The organism is Leucobacter musarum subsp. musarum, from assembly GCF_001273845.1.
GTDB lineage: Bacteria > Actinomycetota > Actinomycetes > Actinomycetales > Microbacteriaceae > Leucobacter > Leucobacter musarum.
This window is the reverse complement of sequence record NZ_JHBW01000110.1, coordinates 55,854-73,866: the sequence shown is the minus strand read 5'-3', so window position 1 is coordinate 73,866 and position 18,013 is coordinate 55,854. Positions and strand designations below refer to the sequence as shown.

General features: G+C 65.7%; 12 protein-coding genes. 9 read left to right on the top strand and 3 right to left on the bottom strand.

Going from position 1 to position 18,013, the window contains the following annotated elements:
- Window positions 1–32 precede the first annotated feature (32 nt).
- Window positions 33–1,142 (bottom strand): DegT/DnrJ/EryC1/StrS family aminotransferase, encoded by a 1,110-nt coding sequence (locus CH42_RS15085; RefSeq protein ID WP_053354030.1) that lies wholly within the window; start codon window positions 1,140–1,142, stop codon window positions 33–35.
- 88 nt (window positions 1,143–1,230) lie between these two features.
- Between CH42_RS15085 and CH42_RS15080 the strand changes: the two genes are divergently transcribed.
- The 8 genes from CH42_RS15080 to CH42_RS15045 are packed head-to-tail and all read left to right on the top strand — an operon-like array spanning window position 1,231 to window position 13,063.
- Window positions 1,231–3,411: an acyltransferase family protein gene (locus CH42_RS15080; protein WP_082309485.1), complete on the top strand. Its 2,181-nt coding sequence runs from the start codon at window positions 1,231–1,233 to the stop codon at window positions 3,409–3,411.
- A 29-nt stretch (window positions 3,412–3,440) separates the two neighbouring features.
- A complete protein-coding gene (locus CH42_RS15075) occupies window positions 3,441–4,139 on the top strand; it encodes a glycosyltransferase family 2 protein (protein ID WP_053354028.1) in 699 nt (232 codons plus the stop codon).
- Between the two features lie 6 nt (window positions 4,140–4,145).
- Window positions 4,146–4,559, top strand: a complete 414-nt coding sequence (locus CH42_RS15070) for a DUF2304 domain-containing protein (protein ID WP_082309484.1) — start codon at window positions 4,146–4,148, stop codon at window positions 4,557–4,559.
- A complete protein-coding gene (locus CH42_RS15065) occupies window positions 4,556–6,547 on the top strand; it encodes a DUF6541 family protein (RefSeq protein ID WP_053354027.1) in 1,992 nt (663 codons plus the stop codon). The genes CH42_RS15070 and CH42_RS15065 overlap by 4 nt, the downstream gene beginning before the upstream one ends.
- A gap of 25 nt (window positions 6,548–6,572) precedes the next feature.
- The gene (locus tag CH42_RS15060) at window positions 6,573–7,304 is read left to right on the top strand and encodes a DapH/DapD/GlmU-related protein (protein WP_053354026.1); all 732 of its coding nucleotides are present in this window, start codon (window positions 6,573–6,575) and stop codon (window positions 7,302–7,304) included.
- A 40-nt stretch (window positions 7,305–7,344) separates the two neighbouring features.
- The gene (locus CH42_RS15055; RefSeq protein ID WP_053354025.1) at window positions 7,345–8,211 is read left to right on the top strand and encodes an ABC transporter permease; all 867 of its coding nucleotides are present in this window, start codon (window positions 7,345–7,347) and stop codon (window positions 8,209–8,211) included.
- Entirely contained in the window at window positions 8,195–9,340 is a 1,146-nt protein-coding gene (locus tag CH42_RS16975) for an ATP-binding cassette domain-containing protein (RefSeq protein WP_053354024.1), read from the top strand. Before CH42_RS15055 ends, CH42_RS16975 begins: the two co-directional genes overlap by 17 nt.
- Window positions 9,341–13,063 (top strand): glycosyltransferase, encoded by a 3,723-nt coding sequence (locus CH42_RS15045; RefSeq protein WP_156322610.1) that lies wholly within the window; start codon window positions 9,341–9,343, stop codon window positions 13,061–13,063.
- Here CH42_RS15045 and CH42_RS15040 read toward each other — a convergent pair.
- Together CH42_RS15040 and CH42_RS15035 are read right to left on the bottom strand one after the other, a co-directional pair.
- Window positions 13,060–14,583: a polysaccharide pyruvyl transferase family protein gene (locus CH42_RS15040; protein WP_053354022.1), complete on the bottom strand. Its 1,524-nt coding sequence runs from the start codon at window positions 14,581–14,583 to the stop codon at window positions 13,060–13,062. The two genes, CH42_RS15045 and CH42_RS15040, sit on opposite strands and share 4 nt — an antisense overlap.
- A gap of 75 nt (window positions 14,584–14,658) precedes the next feature.
- Entirely contained in the window at window positions 14,659–16,542 is a 1,884-nt protein-coding gene (locus CH42_RS15035; RefSeq protein WP_053354021.1) for a glycosyltransferase family 2 protein, read from the bottom strand.
- Window positions 16,543–16,652: 110 nt separating this feature from the next.
- On the opposite strand from CH42_RS15035, the gene CH42_RS15030 reads away from it, so the two are divergent.
- Window positions 16,653–17,924, top strand: a complete 1,272-nt coding sequence (locus tag CH42_RS15030) for a nucleotide sugar dehydrogenase (protein WP_053354020.1) — start codon at window positions 16,653–16,655, stop codon at window positions 17,922–17,924.
- Window positions 17,925–18,013 lie beyond the last annotated feature (89 nt).

The following is an 18,013-nucleotide window of genomic DNA, read 5'->3' as shown; positions in this document are numbered from 1 at the left end:
TCAGGCGACCCGCGAGCGCGGGCGTACCTGGCTTAGGCTCCGGCTCGCAGTACCGCGGTCACGCCGGCGATGATGCGCTCGAGGTCGCCCTCGGTCAGCGAGGGGTGCACGGGCAGCGAGAGCACCTCGGCGGCGGCGCGCTCGGTCTCGGGCAGGTCGAGCCCCGGGGCGAAGTGTGCGAGCGACGGCAGGCGGTGGTTCGGGATCGGGTAGTACACGCCCGAGCCCACCTGATGCTCCTCTTTCAACGCGTCGCGCAGACGGTCGCGCTCGTCGGCATCGACACGGATCGTGTACTGGTGGTAGACGTGCACCGCACCGTCGGCGACGATCGGAGTGGTGACACCGTCGAGGCCCGCAAGACCCACGTTGAGCGCCGCGGCGTTCGCCTGACGCTGCGCCGTCCAGGCGTCGACCTTGGTCAGCTGCACGCGGCCGATCGCGGCATGCACATCGGTCATGCGCGCGTTGAACCCGATGACCTCGTTCGCGTACTGGGTCTCCATGCCCTGGTTGCGCAGCAGGCGCACTCCACGAGCGAGTTCCTCGGTGGCGCACGTGACCATGCCGCCCTCACCCGAGGTCATGTTCTTCGTCGGGTACAGGCTGAACATGGCGAAGTCGCCGATGGTGCCGACCGGACGTCCCTTCCAGGAAGCGCCGTGGGCCTGCGCGGCGTCTTCGTAGATTGCGAGTCCGTGCTCCTGCGCGATCGCCTCGATCTGATCGACCAGGAACGGGTGGCCGTAGAGGTGCACCGGCATGATGCCCTTGGTGCGCGGCGTGATCGCAGCACGGACCGACTCGGGGTCGAGCGTGAACGAGTCGGGCTCGATATCGGCGAAGACCGGGGTGGCCCCGGTCAGCGCGACGGAGTTGCCGGTCGCGGCGAAGGTGAATGACGGCACGATGACTTCGTCGCCCGCACCGACGCCCGCAGCGAGCAGGCCGAGGTGCTGACCGCTCGTACCCGAGTTCACGGCCACCGTGGGGCGGCCCTCGGCAAAGTGCGCACCGAATTCCTGCTCGAACGTCGCGACTTCGGGTCCCTGCGCGATCATTCCGGAACGCAGCACCCGGTCGACCGCCTCGCGCTCCTCGTCACCGATCAGGGGCTTGGCAGCAGGAATGAAGTCAGACATAGAAGTATCACCTTTCGCGCACGGTTATGCGGATCGTCAGCTGCCAGGATACCGGCACCGCCGCGCTGCGCCCTGTTAGCCTGGTCCGATCGACTCCCAGCACGCACCACTGCAGACCACCCCGCGACACGATCCTGCCCCGGCAGCGGCCTCGTCCCAGCGGGGCAAACGGCGCGACATCCAGGGTTTCCGCGCACTCGCTGTTGCGCTCGTCGTCGCTTTCCATCTCTTCCCAGACCGGCTCCCCGGCGGCTACATCGGCGTCGATGTTTTCTTCGTGATCAGCGGCTTCCTCATCACAGGGCACCTGCTGCGTGAAGCAGAGCGCACCGGCCGCGTGCGAGTCGTGGAGTTCTGGGCCCGGCGAGTGCGGCGGCTGCTGCCCGCGGCGCTCCTGGTGCTGGCGGTCTCCGCGATCCTGACCCTGACCGTCATGCCCTCGATCAGCCGGACGCAGAATCTGGGCGACATCGGGTTCGCGGCCGGCTACATCGTGAACTGGCACCTCGCGGCCGACGCGGTCGACTATCTGAACGCCGCGAACCCGCCGTCGCTGGCGCAGCACTACTGGTCGCTCTCGGTCGAAGAGCAGTTCTACCTGGTGATGCCGATTCTCATCGCCGTGGCCGCGAGTCTCGCGTTGATCGCGGCGAAGCGCGGCGGCCCGCGCCTGCGCACCATCGTGCTCGCACTCCTGCTCGTCGTATTCGTCGCCTCGCTCGCGTACTCAATGATCGAAACCGCACGTTCGCAGCAGACGGCCTACTTCTTCACCACGACCCGGGCCTGGGAATTCGTACTCGGCGGGTTGATCGCGCTCATTCCGGCGTCGCGCTGGGCTCCGGGGATGAAGCTCGTCGGCAGTTGGATCGCACTCGTCGTCATCGTCGGGTCGGCGGTCGCGTTCGACGCGGCGACCGCCTTTCCGGGATGGATCGCGCTGCTGCCGGTCGGCGCGACCGCCGCACTCATCTGGCTCGGCGATCGCTCCCCCGGCGAGGCGGCATTCACCGGGAGCCCGCAGCGCTTCATGCATCTGCGACCCGTGCAGTTCATCGGCGACACGTCGTACGCCATCTACCTCTGGCACTGGCCGCTGATCATCGTGCTTCCGATCATGCTCGGCGACCGTTCGGGGGCCGAGCCGCACTGGCGACTCGCACTCATCGTGCTGCCGGTCACGATCGTGCTCGCGTGGCTCACGCAGCGATTCGTCGAGGAACCGATCCGCCGCGCGCCCGGGGTGCTGCGCACGCGCTGGGCGACGTTCGGCGGCATGGCGGTCGCGATGCTCGCCATCATCGGGCTCGTGGTCGGGCAGACCGCGGCGATCAACGCCGACGTGGACCATCGGCGTGCGCAGATCCAGGCGCTCCTCGAAGGCGAATCCCTCGATGCTGCCGGAGTACAGCCCGCGAGCTGCGTCGGAGCCTCCGCGATACTCGATGACTGCGCGAATCCGCACGAGTACACCGCCGCAATCGACCCGGCATTCGCCGAGCAGGATCGCCCCTGGTTCTGGTTCGACTCCGGTATCGGGGCAGAGCACTGCACGGCAACCACCGTTGGCTCTTGGAAGGAGCGCTCCTGCGATTTTCCGGAGTCGAACGGCGATGCGAGCGCTCCCGGTGTCGTCATGATCGGCGACTCCCACGCCGAGCACATCTTCGCACCGATCCAGCGCGTCGCTGCGGCCAACGACTGGTCGCTGCGTCTCGAGAGTCGGGCATCGTGCGGGCTGTTCACCGAACCGAGCGCAGCCGACGACGAGAATGCGGCCCGCTGCGCCGAGTGGGGCGCGGCCCTGCGATCCGACATCGCGAATGACCCGACCGTGGACACCGTGCTGGTCAGCCTGCGCACGAATCTCTACGATCTCGGAGACGCGGCGCGGGTCGGGCTGCAGCAGCTCGTCGACGCCGGCAAACAGGTCATCGTGATTCGCGACGTGCCCTCGGTCGGCGCGCGCGACGCCAACGGCGATGCCTTCACCGGCCCGGGCTGCGTGCTCGCGATCCCTGCGGCCGATGATGTCTGCGCGTGGCCCGATCCGCAGTTCGCCGACTGGCTCGTCGCCGACGCGAACTCGCTCAATGTGCCCGTCATCGACACCTACGCGGTCACCTGCCCCGACGGCACCTGCCACATGATCACGGGCGACTTGATCATGTACTCCGACGACAATCACCTCACGGGCATGTATTCGCTCTCGCTCGCACGCTGGTTCAATGCGCAACTCGCCGGGCTCGTTGCGGCGCCAACCCCGTGAACACGCCACCGGTCTGTCAGAATGGACGCATGACGCTCGACCCCGCGCTCTCAGGCGCGACCGCCAACACTGACACGTGGGTCGTCATCCCGCTCTTCAATGAGGCGACGGTGATCGGCGGGGTCGTTTCGGAACTGATCCCCGTCTTCCCGAACGTTGTCTGCATCGACGATGGTTCGCGCGATGGTTCTGCCGACGTGGCGCGCGCAGCGGGAGCCCGTATCGTCACCCACCCCATCAATCTCGGCCAGGGTGCCGCGCTGCAGACGGGCTTCCGCTACGCCCTTGAGCGGGGGGCGCGATACATCGTGACGTTCGACGCCGACGGTCAGCACCGCGTGGTCGACGCCTCGGCCATGCTGCAGGTCTCGCGCGACGAAGACATGGCGATCGTGTTCGGATCGCGGTTTCTCGACGACCGCACCAACCCGGGCATTCTCAAGAAGATCGTGCTCAAGACCGCAGTGTGGGTGACGAACGTGACGACGCGCACGCGCCTCACCGACGCCCACAATGGGCTGCGCGTCATTCGCGCCGATGCGGCCTCGCGCATCAAGCTGCGGCAAGATCGCATGGCCCACGGCACCGAGATCGTCGTGCAACTCGGTAAGACCGGCTTGCCGTACACCGAGTTTCCCGTCGAGGTCATCTACACCGATTATTCGAAGGCCAAGGGGCAGTCGCTGCTCAACTCCGTGAACATCCTCGTGGACCTCATCATTCGTTAGGCGCCCATGTCTATCTTTCAAGTTCTGCTCATCGCGGTCGTCGTGGTCGCCGCGTCGCTCGCGGTTCGATTTCTGCCGGGCGAACGTTCGCTCGCGCTCAAACGCATCTTTGCCATCCTCTTCGTGCTGGCCGCCGCCGCCGCGATCCTCTTCCCTGGCGTGCTCACCACCGTTGCCATCTTCTTCGGCATCGGCCGCGGCACCGATCTGCTGCTCTACCTCTTCATCGTCGCCATGCTCATCTTCGCGGCGACCGTCGTCCGCGCGAAGGCTCGCAGCGACGCCCGCGTGACAGAACTTGCTCGATCGGTCGCGCTGATGGAGGCACGCATGCTCGAGGCGCAGGCGCACCGAGATGCCGCCCCACCGACGTCGCTCGGAGACGGTGACACCGGTTCGCACGGAGCTCCCCCAGCATGACCGCATGGCTTGCGTTCGCGCTGCCCGTGATCGTCGCGATCGCGATCATCGCGGTGCTCGGCCTGCCGTCGGCATTCGCGCTGCGACTGCGCGGGTTCGCGCTCGTGACGGTTGCCGTGCCTGCCGGATTCGCGGTACTCGCGGCTACGAGCATCGTGGCACCGTTCGCGCAGGTCCGCTGGGGGGTGCTTCCCCCGGTGGTGGTCGCCCTGGTACTCGGCGCGATCCTCTGTCTGCTGCGTCGCTGGTTCGCTGCCCCCGCAGCCGTTCGAGGCGCGGGCGGCCACCGTGGCTGGGCAGACCTGTGGGTCGGCCTCGCGGCGGCGGCGGTCGGCGGTCTCGTGCTCGCGATCGCGCTCTTCTCCGCGATCAAGCAGCCTGACGCCATCTCGCAAACGTTCGACGCGAACTTCCACCTGAATGCGGTGCGATACATCTTGGACGGCGGCTCAGCCTCACCCTTCTCGATGGATCTCACGTCACCCGGCTCACCGGTGTTCTACCCGACGCTCTGGCACGCATTCGTCGCGTTGGTCGTGCAGCTCAGCGGCGCGAGCATCCCCGTCGCCACCAATGCTGTGCTCTTCACTACTGCATGCGTCGTCTGGCCCATCGGCATCGTCGCACTCGGTCGCGCGATCGCCGGCCCTAGCGTTGCCGTGCTCTGGATCTCGGGCGCCGCGGCTGCGGCATTCCCGAATTTCCCGCTCTTCCTCGCCGGGTACGGGGTACTCTACCCCAACATCCTCGCGCTGATTCTGCTTCCCTACGTGCTCGTCGCCGGCCTGCAATTGCTCAATCTCGGGCCCGCCCGACGCGCGCAACCGCTCACGCCCGCGACCCGTTGGCTGCTCTTCATCGGCGCGCTGGGAGCCGCATCACTCGCGCATCCGAGCGTGGTGCACGTGCTGCTCGTCTGGGGTGCGTTCCCGGTGCTGTTCGCCGCCATTCGCGCGCTTCGCGGTCGGCCCGTACCGACGACCGAAGGCCTCTCGGCGCTTCCGCGATTCTCGCGTGAGGTGCGCGGTGTCGGAGCCGTGATTGGTCTCGGCATCTTCGCAGCGGCGGTCGTCGTCGCCTGGGTCGGGGGTCGCACCACCGACAATGCGTGGCAGGGCTTCTTCGGGCCGCGCAGCGCCCTCTTCCAGCTGATCGGCGGCACCCCGCATATTCAGGGTCACGCCTGGGCCGTCTCCGCCGTCGTGCTGCTCGGCGCGCTACTGGCGTGGCGTTCGCGCTCGCTGCGCTGGGTCATTGGCAGCGCAGCAGCGCTCGCGCTGCTGTACGTCATCGCCGACGGCTTCCCCACCTCTGAGTGGCGCACCCTGTTCGTGAGCCCCTGGTACAACGACCCTCGACGTCTCGCGGCGCTGGTGCCGTTCGGCGCACTCCCACTCATGGTGCTCGGTGGCCGAGCGATCTGGGCGTGGCTGCGGCCCGTGCTGCGACGCTCGACCCGAGCTTTTGCATCGCGCCCGCGTCGAGCTTTCCGGTTCCTCGCCGTGCTCTCGATCGCCGCGTTCGTGGCCGTTGGCCAGTCGGGCACGTTCCGCATTCAGCAGATCGTCACCGAGAGCTACGACGCGAAGCAGTCGCTGCTGGTGAGTGACGACGAGCTCCAACTGCTCGAGCGGCTCGATGACGAAGTACCCGAAGGCGAAGTCATCGCGAACAACCCGCTCAACGGCAGTGCGCTGACGTACGCGCTCGCCGACCGGGAAGTGACGTTTCCGCACTCCGGCGGCATCTACGACCCGCGCGACTACGAGTTCGTGAATGCGCTCGTGCGTGACCCGCAACGCGCGTGCACGCTCTCTCACGAGCTCGACATCTCGTATGTCATCGACTTCGGTCAGAAGTTCGTGATCCCTGATCCCGGCCCCCGCGGCGTTCCGTTCGCGAACATGCAGCATCTCGATCGATCCCCCGTGCTCACTGAGGTGGACCGGCAGGGTGACGCCGTGCTCTATCGCATTTCGGGCTGCTGACGCCCGCGCAATTCACAGGAGAAGCATGAACGACATCAGTCCACTCGCATTCATCGGCGACGGCGTCACCCTGGGTGCCGACGTGAAGATCGGCCCGGGCGCAGTGCTCCTCGGGCCATGCACGGTCGAAGACGGGGTGTGGATCGGCCCCGGCGCACAGATCGGCGCACCGCCCGAGATGTCGAGTCTGCCCCAGAACACTGCGTGGAACGGCGACCTGCAGCACGCGGGCGTGCGCATCGGTGCCGGCGCGGTGATTCGTGAGGGAGCGGTCATTCACCAGGGCACCTATCGCGAAACGACGGTCGGCGCACGAAGCTGGGTGCTCAACCGCGCCTATCTCGCACACGACGTGCTGCTCGGCGCCGATTCGACGGTCTCGGCCGGAGTCTCCGTCGGGGGGCACTGCGTGATCGGCGACCGAGTCAACATCGGCATGAACGCGGTCGTGCATCAGCGCCGCATCATCGCTCCCGGCGCGATGGTGGGCATGGGCACGCCGGTCACCCGCGACGTTCCCCCGTTCGCCAAGGTGTACGGCACGCCCCCGAGGCTCACCGGCGTCAATGCCGTTGGCGTCGAACGCGCCGGGCACGATGCTGCACTCGCCGAGGTGTTGACACGGCACTATGCGGCGGGCGAGTTTTTTGTTGGGAGCGGCGACCTCGCTGCCAACCTCGGGACACTTGCCTCGGCGGTGACCTGGTGGCGTGCGCAAGGGGATCTCACACCGGTCTCTTCCGCGCTCGCAGGTTGACGCTGCTTCTCTTCAGCGACACGAAGTAGACTGCACGGTTGTGACTTACCAAGCTGCGCTCACGGACCCGGAGTTCAATACTCCGGGCAAGAGCCGGGGACTCTGGGATGTGTTCGGACATCGCTATCTGCTGTCCCTACTGCTCAAGAAGAGTGTGACGACCCGCTATTACGGATCGGCACTCGGGTGGATCTGGTCGTACGTGCAGACCGTCGCCCACTTCCTGATGTACTACGTCGTCATCGGTGTCGTGCTCGGCATGCACAAAGACGTCAAGTATTTTCCGGTCTACCTGTTCTGCGGGTTGATCACGGTCGGCCTCTTCAGCGAGGTGCTCCGAAATACGACCAGCTCGATCACTGACAATTCGTCACTGGTCAAGAAGATCTACCTGCCGCGCGAGCTCTTCCCGGTCGCCGCCGTGGGCGGCGCGATTACGCACTTTCTGCCGCAGGCCGCGGTGCTGCTCATCATCTGCATGTTCCTCGGCTGGACCATCACGGTGATGCAGGTCGTTGCCTTCATTCTCGGGCTGCTCGTCGTCATCATTTTCGCGCTCGGCCTGGGTCTGTTCTTCGGCGCGTTGAACGTCGCGTATCGCGACGCGCACAACGTGGTCGGGCTGATCCTGATGTTCTCGACCTGGGCCTCACCCGTGCTGTACTCGTCGAGCATGATCAAGAACCTCGCGCCGGGCTGGCTCTACGAGATCTACATGCTCAACCCGGTGACCGCAGCAGTCGAGCTCTTCCACAATGTGTTCTGGCTGCCGATCGCTCCTGGTTCAGATCGCCCGGATGGGCTGATCGTGAACGCGCTCATCGCGCTCGGCATCGCCATCATCACCCTCATCATCGGTCAGTTGACCTTCCGAAAGCTGGAGGGGTCCTTTGCCCAGTACCTCTGATTCGCCCGTCGACGCAGCGACGCCCGCGAAGCCTGCGATCGTCATCAACAACATCAGCAAGACGTTCAAGATTCGTCACGCGACTTCGGTGAAAGAGACCTTTGTCGCCGCACTGCAGCGCAAAGAGACGAGCTCGAAATTCACCGCGATCGACGGGCTGAGTCTCGATGTGCCCGAGGGCCAGTCGATCGCGTTGATGGGTCGCAACGGCTCGGGGAAGTCGACGACTCTCAAGATGCTGTCGGGAGTACTGCGCCCGGATACGGGGTGGATTCGCACTCGTGGCCGCATCGCTGGGCTGCTCGAGGTCGGTGCCGGCTTCAACCCCAATTTGACGGGTCGCGACAATGTGTACTTGAACGCGGCAATTCTCGGCATGAGCCGAGAAGAGACCGAGGCTCGGTTCGACGACATTCTTGAGTTCTCGGAGATCGGTGAGTTCATCGACACCGAGGTGAAATTCTACTCCTCGGGCATGTACTCGCGTTTGGGGTTCTCCGTCGCGGTGCACACCGAACTCGACATTCTGCTCGTCGATGAGATTCTGTCAGTGGGCGACGCGGCGTTCCGCGCGAAGTGCGCAGAACGCATGCAGTTGCTGCGGTCGCAGGGCAAGACGATGTTCGTGGTGAGCCATAGCGCCAGCCAGGTGCAGCAGTTGTGCGAGCGCGGTGTCGTGCTGCAGCGTGGCAAGGTGATCTTCGATGGCCCGATCGACGAGGCTGTCGAGTTCGTCAAGCCGGGATCCGGCAAGATTCCCGATGGCCCGGTGAGCTACACAGTGCGGGGCGAGATCAAGACGCGGTACGAGCGGGATCGCAGCAAGTTCGGGCGCCCACTCCACAACGCGTTTGAGGTCTCGCAGAACGGCGGTGGCCTGTTCCAGCGATTCGAGAGTGGCGTCATCACCCGCAGCACCGCGACGGGGCAGACCTTCGGGCTCCCGAGTGGCTCGTTCTTGCAGGCGTATCTCGACAACGACGGGCCTGATGGGCCCTGGGGATTCCTCGCTGGTGAGCCGAAGGGACGGCTGCGCGACAGCGGCACCCGCACCCTGCAGTTCCAGCATGGATTAGCCACCTACACGAAGGCCAACGGCGTACAGTTCACTCCGAGTACACTTTCCTGAGTGAGATTCGTGCCACCGCTTCCCCCGTCGATCTCCCGAGGAATCGGGCTGCTGCTCGATACGAAACAGCCCTGGCGTCGCCATTTCTTCCTGATGCGTCAGTTCACTGCGCTCTGGGGTGAAGACGCCGCGATCACGGTGCGGGCCCGCACACGGTTTGAGTCCGATCTGAACCGCAACCCGGAAGCGGTCTTCCCGTACCTCAATTACCTCGCCACCCATCGCGGCAGTGAAGGGGCAAAACTCCACGGTCGCGCGATTGCGGACCGTCCGGAGACGAACGCGGCCGTACTCGTTGAAGTGGCAAAGTTCCACTACGTCCGCAACTCGCTCTCTTGGGGCGACCAGTTGCTCGAGCGCGCCAAAGCACTTGAGCCCACGCTCCCGCGCATCTATGACGAGGAGGCCTGGAACCAACGCGCGCGCGGCAATATCCACCGCGAACTGTACGCCGTCGAGCGCTCGATCGAACTTGCCCGTGACTCCGAGACGCAACTCCATTGGCGGGGTTGGCGCATCGAAGTACTGATGAAGCAGGGCCGGTTCGAAGAGGCTTGGGAGGATTTTCGCACCTTCCCGAAGCTTCCCGCAGGCGACAAGCGGCTGTTGATCGCAGCGTATTGCGCCCGGTCGCTCGGACTGAATGCGGATGTCGAGGCACTGTACCGCGAGTTCGCGCCGACAGCCGATGGCTTTGATGTCTTCGCGGTGGCGCAGCTGCAGCTCGAGGAGTACCAGCATGCTGACGAAGCAGCGAAGCTGCTTCAGCATCTCGATGCGACTGCCGAAACGCATCTGCTCGATCTGAGCTTCCGCGCGCGGGTGCAGCTCGGCGAGTTCGACACGGGCATCGCACACGCGCAGATTGCCATGCACCGGGCCGATGCGCCACGTGCGATGAAGTCGCATCTGGGTCAGCTCCTCGAGCTGCTCGAACGCCACGAAGATGCAATCGAGGCGTACCGCTCAGCGCAGCCGCGCGAACGCTCGCTGCTGCATCGATTCCGGCTCGCCTCGCTCCTCGCCGAATCTGAGGGGGCCGAGGCTGCCGTACTGAGCTACCTCGAAGATCTCAATCTGCCCGAGACGATCCCGCCCGATGACCTCGAGCACGAGGTCGACCCGCAGATCGTCGATCTCGTCGAACAATACAACCGACGACTCGTTTATCCCCTCCGCGTCGAGCATCTGCGCCAGATTGCGCTCCGTGCCAGCAGCCGCAAGGTGCGCTGGCAGGCGTCGATGCGCTTGGCGGCTCAGCTGGCCGATGCCGAGGAGTGGGACGAGGCTTGGGAAGCGACTCGCACTGCGCAATACAAGCGGCTCCCGTCAATCCAATTGACGCTCCCGAAGTGGACTCGCCTCGGTTCCGCCCGCAACATCTACTATCACGAGTGCGCCGAGACCGAGCCGTTGCAGCAGCGAACCGTGCTCTACGAGTCGTCGCTCGGAGCGTCGACGACCTGCAACCCGCTGGCGATCTGCCGCGAGTTCTTGAAAGACCCCGAGAATGCCGACATGCTGCATGTCTGGAGCATCGATGCCAATGCCATCGTGCACCCCTCGCTTCGAGATCTCCCCAACGTGATCTTTGTGCGCAAGGGCTCGTCGGGTCACTTCCGTTATCTGGCCTGCGCGGGCTCGATCATCAATAATTCGACGATCGAGTACAACTTCGTGAAGCGCGAGGGACAGCGCTACTTGAACACCTGGCACGGGGTTCCGTGGAAGACGATGGGCCGAGACAACAAATCGGAGCCGTTCGCCTACGGCAACATCACCCGTAATTTCTTGCACGCCGACGTCGTGCTCGGTCCCGATGAGCACACCCTCGACGTGCTATCGCGCGGTCATGATCTCGACGAGCTCCGACCCGAGATCTTCGTGCGCAGCGGCTATCCGCGAAACGACCTCGCGGTGAATCTTCCCTCGGAGGAGCGCGACGCGATTCGTTCGACACTCGGTGTACCGGAGGGCGGCTCGCTCGTACTATACATGCCGACGTGGAAAGGCACGTTCTCGGAGCGAAACGCTGAGGTGCAGGAGGTCATCGACACGGCCCGCGGTCTGGGTGCGGCCGGGCTGACCGTCGCCGTGCGCGCACACCACTACGTGAGCAAGTCGTTCCGCGGTGCCGCGGCGCCCGAGGGATTCGTATTCGTGCCGCCGGAGTTCGACACGAACGAACTCATCGGCGCGGCAGACGCCGTGGTGACCGACTTCTCGAGCGTGCTGTTCGATGCCGCCGCGGTCGGCGTTCCCGTGGTGAAGCTCACCGCAGACCTCGACGCGTATCGTGCCGATCGCGGACTGTACTTCTCGGCCGACGAGATTCCTGGCGCGAATGCCGCATCGCTGGCCGAGGCGCGTGAGCATCTGCTCGCGGCGGTTGCTGACCGTGACGCTTTCGTTGATTCCTACGCCCCACTCACCGAGCGTTTCAGCTCCGAGGAGCGCGGCAATTCAGCACAGCGTTCAATCGAGCTGCTCCGGTCGCACACTCCCGCAGCGACCCGCCCCAGCAAGCGCACGGTGCTGCTCTCCACGGGCGGTCTCCCGCCGAACGGCATCACGCGTTCCGTGCGCAGCTTGATCGCGTCGCTCGACGGCACCGAGTACTCGCCGTATCTCATGCCGAACCGAAACGCCCTCGATGGCGCCGAGCCCGGCACGCTCGCGGATGTGCGCGAGTACGCTCGCGTGCTCCCCACGGTCTCTCTCTTCGCAGGAACCCGCATGGAGCGCGAAGCGCTGCAGTTCTTCTCAACGCGTCGCTACCTCGATTTCCCGCTCGTCAAGCAGTTCATCAAGAGCGGGCAACAACGCGAAGCGCGTCGTCTGTTCGGCACCACGGAGTTTCACGCCGCCGTCGAGTTCAGCGCCTACGATGCGAAGAACATCGCGCTCATCGGGTACGGGGTCCGCGTCAACGGCGGTTCACGGGGCATCATCTTCCACAACGAGATGTGGAAGGAGATCGAGAACAAGTACCCGCGGCTGAAGCCCGGTTTCCTATCGATGGACGAGATGGATTTCTGCGCCTCGGTCAGCGACGGCGTGCGCGATTACAACGCACAGACGCTGCATGAGCACCTCGGGGTGCCGGTCGACAAGCACATCACCATCGAGAACACCATCAACGTGGCCGAGATTCGTGCGCTCGCTGAGGTGCCGCTCGACGCTGAAGACCTCGAGTGGTACGCCACCCCGGGCGCCCATGCAGCGTTTATCGCGCGGCTCTCGCACGAAAAGAATCACGCCGCGTTCTTCACCGCACTTGCCGAGCAGCGCGAGCATCTGTCGCGCCCGGTGAAGGTGACCTGCATGGGCGACGGGCCCCTGCGACTTGAACTGCAGCAGATCATCGACCGGCTCGAACTCGGCGACCTGGTGCGACTCCGCGGCCAGGTGCCGAACCCGCAAGCGCATCTGAAGGCCGCGGGCGCCCTCGTGCTCCCGTCGCTGCACGAGGGGCAGCCGCTCGTGCTGCTCGAAGCGCTCACGATCGGTTCACCGGTCATCGCGACCGACACCCCGGGCTCGCGCTCGGTGCTGCACGATGGCGCATTCGGCCCCCTCGTGCCGATCTCGCACGAGGGGCTCGTCGAGGCCGTGCACCGCATCGCCGACGGCAAGCTCACTGGCTCGACGGAGTTCGATGCGGAGTCGTTCTCGCAGCATTCGCTGCAGATGTTCGTCGACGCGATCGACCCGGCCGCTTAGCCGTTCTCGCCCCGACCGGAGGCGAGTCTGCGTCTGAGTGCATCACGCAGGTTCGCCCCGGGCGGTCGCATCCGGTGGCGCAGATCGCCGACGGCGTCGCTCAGACGCCCGAGCTCGCGTTCGAGGTGTTCGATCCGGGCGCAGGCCGCATCGTGCTGTTGCCGCCGCAGTTCGGTGTCTATGAGTGCGTTCAGGCGATCGAGGTTCGTGAGTTCCTGAGCTCCGCGGGCCAGCGCCAGCGCGTCTTGCGTCTCCGAATCTGCCCACGACAAGTCTGCCGCGGCGGGCGCGTCCGCGCATCGAGGCGCGCGATGTTCGTGTAGGCTCGCGACCAGCTCGGCCCACCACCGTTGCTGGAACTCACGACTCGCGCTTCCCGTGCGCCCGAGGTGCTCGCGGAACTCGCCGAGTCTCGCGCGCAGTGACGCGATGAGCGGTGCCGCGAAGCTCGCCCGCCAGTGCTCAAAAGGAATCGCGAAGCTTTCCATGCCCACGTTGGCGAGGGCCCCGCGCATGCGGATCGCGGAGTAGTAGCTGGTGACGATACCGATGGCGGGAACGCCGAGTGCGGCGCCGAAGATGAGCGGGTGGTACCGCGTCGACACCGAAAACTCGGCTCCGGCCGTGATCGTGAGCAGTTCCGCCGCCGGCAACAACGGAAGCACGCGGAGACGCCCGGATGCCGAGAGCGCGGCGATGCGTTCATGCCCGTAGCCGTCGTCTTCACCGCCGAGCGTGTTCGGTGTCTGGAAGGTGCTCATGTGCGACAGCAGCAGCACGTCGACATCGAGCTCAGTCGCGAGTTGGTCGAGGATCGCCGCGAGTTCGCGGTAGTAGTCGTCGACGTGCAGTGCGGTGGTTTTGGGGTGGAACGTGAAGCTGGCGACGGCATATTTGGCCGGCAGGTCCAGCGGGTGCGTGAGTGCTGCGGGTTCGAGCAGGATCGCGTCGTCGAGGGTGTGCACGACGTTTGCGCCCGGAGCCAGCCCGCGCACGAGCGCGGCGGAGTTACGCTCGCGCACCCCGAACACCCGCGCGTACCGCGCGATCTCGGCAACCAGCTCTCGCTCGCCGTCACGCAGGTGCGGCCCGACGGTCTGGCTGGTGACGTAGAGCGGAATGTCGAGCGCTCGGGCAATGCGGGTCACGGCAACCCGCTCAAGCACATGGTGGATGCCGATGGAATTCAGGTTGCCGCCACCCGCGATGATCACCGCGTCGGCGGCGCGCAGCGCGTTGAGCGTGGCGCGCGCAGAATGCGGCGCGCGACCGGGTTCGCTGGCCGCACCCTCCAGCGTGTCGAGCAGCATGAACTGCGCGTCGCGATCGAGGTCTCGCATGCCGAAGCGCGGCACTGCGGCGACGCCGTAGAAACGTGTGGTGACCTCGGGGTTGCCCGCGATGAACGTCACCGTGTCGCCGCGCGACTGCAGCTGCTGCAGCACGACTTCCGACATTGCCTCGTCGCCGAGGTGGTACCGGCCGTCCCAGGCGAGATCACCGACGACGACAACCCGCATTCCGTTCCCCCGCCCAGCGTCCGTAATCAATACAACATTCCGGAGCCTAACCAGGCGAGGTGAACGGCTTGAGAACTAAACTTCGCCGGAAGATGAACCCCGGGAAGACGCGGAGCGCACCTCACTGTCGGCGAACCGGTATCTGCTCCCTGACGCGGTGACTTCGACTCGCTCCGACTCGGTCGGCACGACGAGCAGCTCGACGGGTAGAGGGTTCAGTGCGCGGAAGTCGTGCGCTCCGAGCGCCCCCGTCACTACGTGCGCACGTTGCCACGTCGGCTCCAGCACATCACGCGTGAACGGCTGCTGCACGCGGCCATCCAGGCTCGCCGCGACCAGCCACGCGGCGTGCTTCATCAGGATGAAGTGCGCGCGACTGCCGCGCCGCACACTCCGCATTCCGTTCGGGAGCGAGGTCGCCGGCAAACCGGGGTCACGCACGACCCAGAAGGTCGCGCCCTCAGCGGGCAGCGCGTTCAGCGCAGCCGCGGCGAGTGGCCCTGCGGGGACGCCGCTCGGGTCGATGACGCGCACCCCGGCCAATCGACGCGAGGCGCCGGTGAGCCCGGCGATCCGGAGCGGAATCGCATAGCTGGCGCGCCGCACCCTGCCGATCACCCCCAGTCGCCGCGGCTCGGTGCCAGGGGCAACTCCTGGGTCATCGTCGTTGCCCGAGAGCTCCATTCCTGCCACGTTGAGCACGTGCGGCGCCTCGGCGCTCTGCATGATCAGCACCACCTGTTGCACCCACGGGGCGCCGAGAAATTCGACCTCTCGAACCTTCTGGTCGACGACGCGCGCCGTGGTCTCGATCGCCGGAACTTCCGATCCCAGTGGGAGGTACAGCGCGAGGTGCCGCCGCCCAGCAGGCCGCGGGGAGCCCAACGCGTGCACGGGGGTCTGCGTGAAGCGCTGGTTGGTCGCCGCCGCGATCCACGCCATCCGAATCTCGTGCGGCAGGGCGACGATGCGGAACGCCGTAATGTGCGTGGCGCCGATCAACTGGAGGTTCCTGCGCAGCTCGGCATCGATGATCGCGAGGGTCTCGGCGGGGGTATCGTACACCGGCGACTGCGCCTGCAGGTTCCGTCGGAAGAGGTACGAGGTGAAGTACAGCAGGGTGTTGGCGAGCCACCTCGGGCACTCCCCCGTGGTGCTGAGCAGCAGCGCGCGATGGGTCTCGCCGAACACGACGGTGAAGCGCTCGATGTTGCGCTCCTGACGCTTCACAATCGACGAGTCATCGGCGCGACGCTGGTAGTGGTAGATCGCGTCAGGCACCAGCAGGTAGCGCGCGCCCGTCGCGACGAGATAGCGCATGATGAAGTCGGCGTCGGAGGCGGTCGGCAGCCCCTCGTGCACCCGAAGGTCGTGTTCGCGGATGCGCTCGGTCGAGAAGAACACGGAGCCACCAAGGGTCTGAATGTCGTCGGCGTCGGCGTCGACACCGAGATCGACGACACGGCGTCGGGCGTCGCGAAACTTGCCGTCGAGGGGGTGCGGGATCGCGCGACCCTGCGGGTCGCGCAGTTGAATGCGACCCACCACCATGTCCACCCCGGGAGCTGCACTGCGGGCCTCGGCGATGCGTGCGAGGTACTCGTCGTCGAGGCGATCGTCGGGGTCGGGCGACGATACCCAGCGTCCGCGCGCCGCCCGGAGCCCGGTGTTGCGCGCGGAGGCCACGCCGCCGTTTTCCTGGACAATGATGCGCACCACAAAGTCGGTGCGTTCGGCCCACCGTGCGACGACGTCTTCGGAGTCTTCCGGGCACCCATCAATCACGAATACGAGTTCGTAGTCACGATGATCCGCCGTCTGCGCGTCGAGCGACGCGAGGAACACTGGCAGGTATTCACCGACCCGGAAGCACGCCATGATCAGGGTCGTGTGCGGCGCCCACGACTCCAGAGTCGACGCTGCATGGTTCGCGTAGTCTCGCTGCACGGTCGCGCTCACGGCACCTCCTGTCGCCCCGGAATCCTCGATCCCGATCAATCTAGCAAGGGGCAACAAACGGCCACGTTCCGTTCACCGCTCGTTATTTTCGCAATCCTAGGCTGACACCCGTGAGCAACTCTGAGGCACCCAAACTCGTCGTTATCGGCCAGGGCTACGTCGGTCTCCCACTGTCGGTCCGCGCGGTCGAAGCCGGCTACGACGTGGTCGGCATCGACTTCGATCAGCGTCGTATCGACGCGCTCAACCGTGGCGAGTCGTACGTCGAGGACATCTCGAACACCGCACTCACGGCAGCCGGGTCGACGGGTCGCTATCGCGCGACGAACGACTACGCCGAAGCGGCCGGGTTCGACTTCGCCGTGGTGACCGTGCCCACGCCGTTGAAAGACTCGACGCCTGATCTGAGCTTCATCGAGAGCTCGGGCGCATCGCTCGCCCCGCACATCACGCCGGGCGCCACCATCGTGCTCGAATCGACCACGTACCCGGGCACGACGCAGGAACTGCTGATCCCGATTCTCGAGGAGGGTTCGGGCCTCCGCGCCGGCACCGACTTCCACGTCGGGTACAGCCCCGAGCGCATCGATCCCGGCAACCAGAAGTTCAGCTTCCAAACCACGCCGAAGATCGTCTCGGGCATCGATGAACGATCGCTCGAGAAGGTGAACGGACTGTTCTCGGACCTGGTCGATCAGACGGTGCCGGTGAGTTCGCCGCGTGAGGCCGAGATGGCGAAGCTGCTCGAGAACACCTTCCGCCACGTCAACATCGCCCTCGTCAACGAGCTCGCGGTGTTCGCGCACGAGCTCGGGGTGAACGTCTGGGAGTCCATCGACGCCGCAGCGACGAAGCCGTTCGGGTTCATGAAGTTCACCCCCGGCCCGGGCGTCGGCGGGCACTGCCTGCCGATCGACCCGAGCTACCTGTCGTGGAAGGTGCGCACCGAGCTCGGCCGCAACTTCCGCTTCGTCGAGCTTGCGAACGACGTCAACGAGCACATGCCCGATCATGTGGTGCAACGCGCCATGCACCTGCTCAACGACGACGGCAAGGCGCTGCGCGGTTCACGGGTGTTGCTCGTCGGTGTGGCCTACAAGAAGGACTCGGGCGACTCGAGGGAGTCACCGGCGCTGCGCGTCATCGAACTGCTGCAGAGCTACGGCGCCGAGGTACTCGGAGTCGACAGCCACGTCGAGGAGCACCGCTGGCCGGCCGGCGCCGAGCGCGTCGAGCTGAACGCCGACACGATCGCCTCGGCCGATATCGCGATCGTCGTCACCGATCACTCCGACATCGATCTGTCGCTGCTCGTCGATTCGGGAATCCCGGTCTTCGACACCCGCAATAGCCTCCGCGGCGAGAACGTCCACCGACTGTAGTCCTCGCGATCGCGCGCACCAGCGACGGGTGTGACCCTCCCTCGGGAGAGTCACACCCGTCGCTGTTCTGTGGGCAGCGGTACAATCTC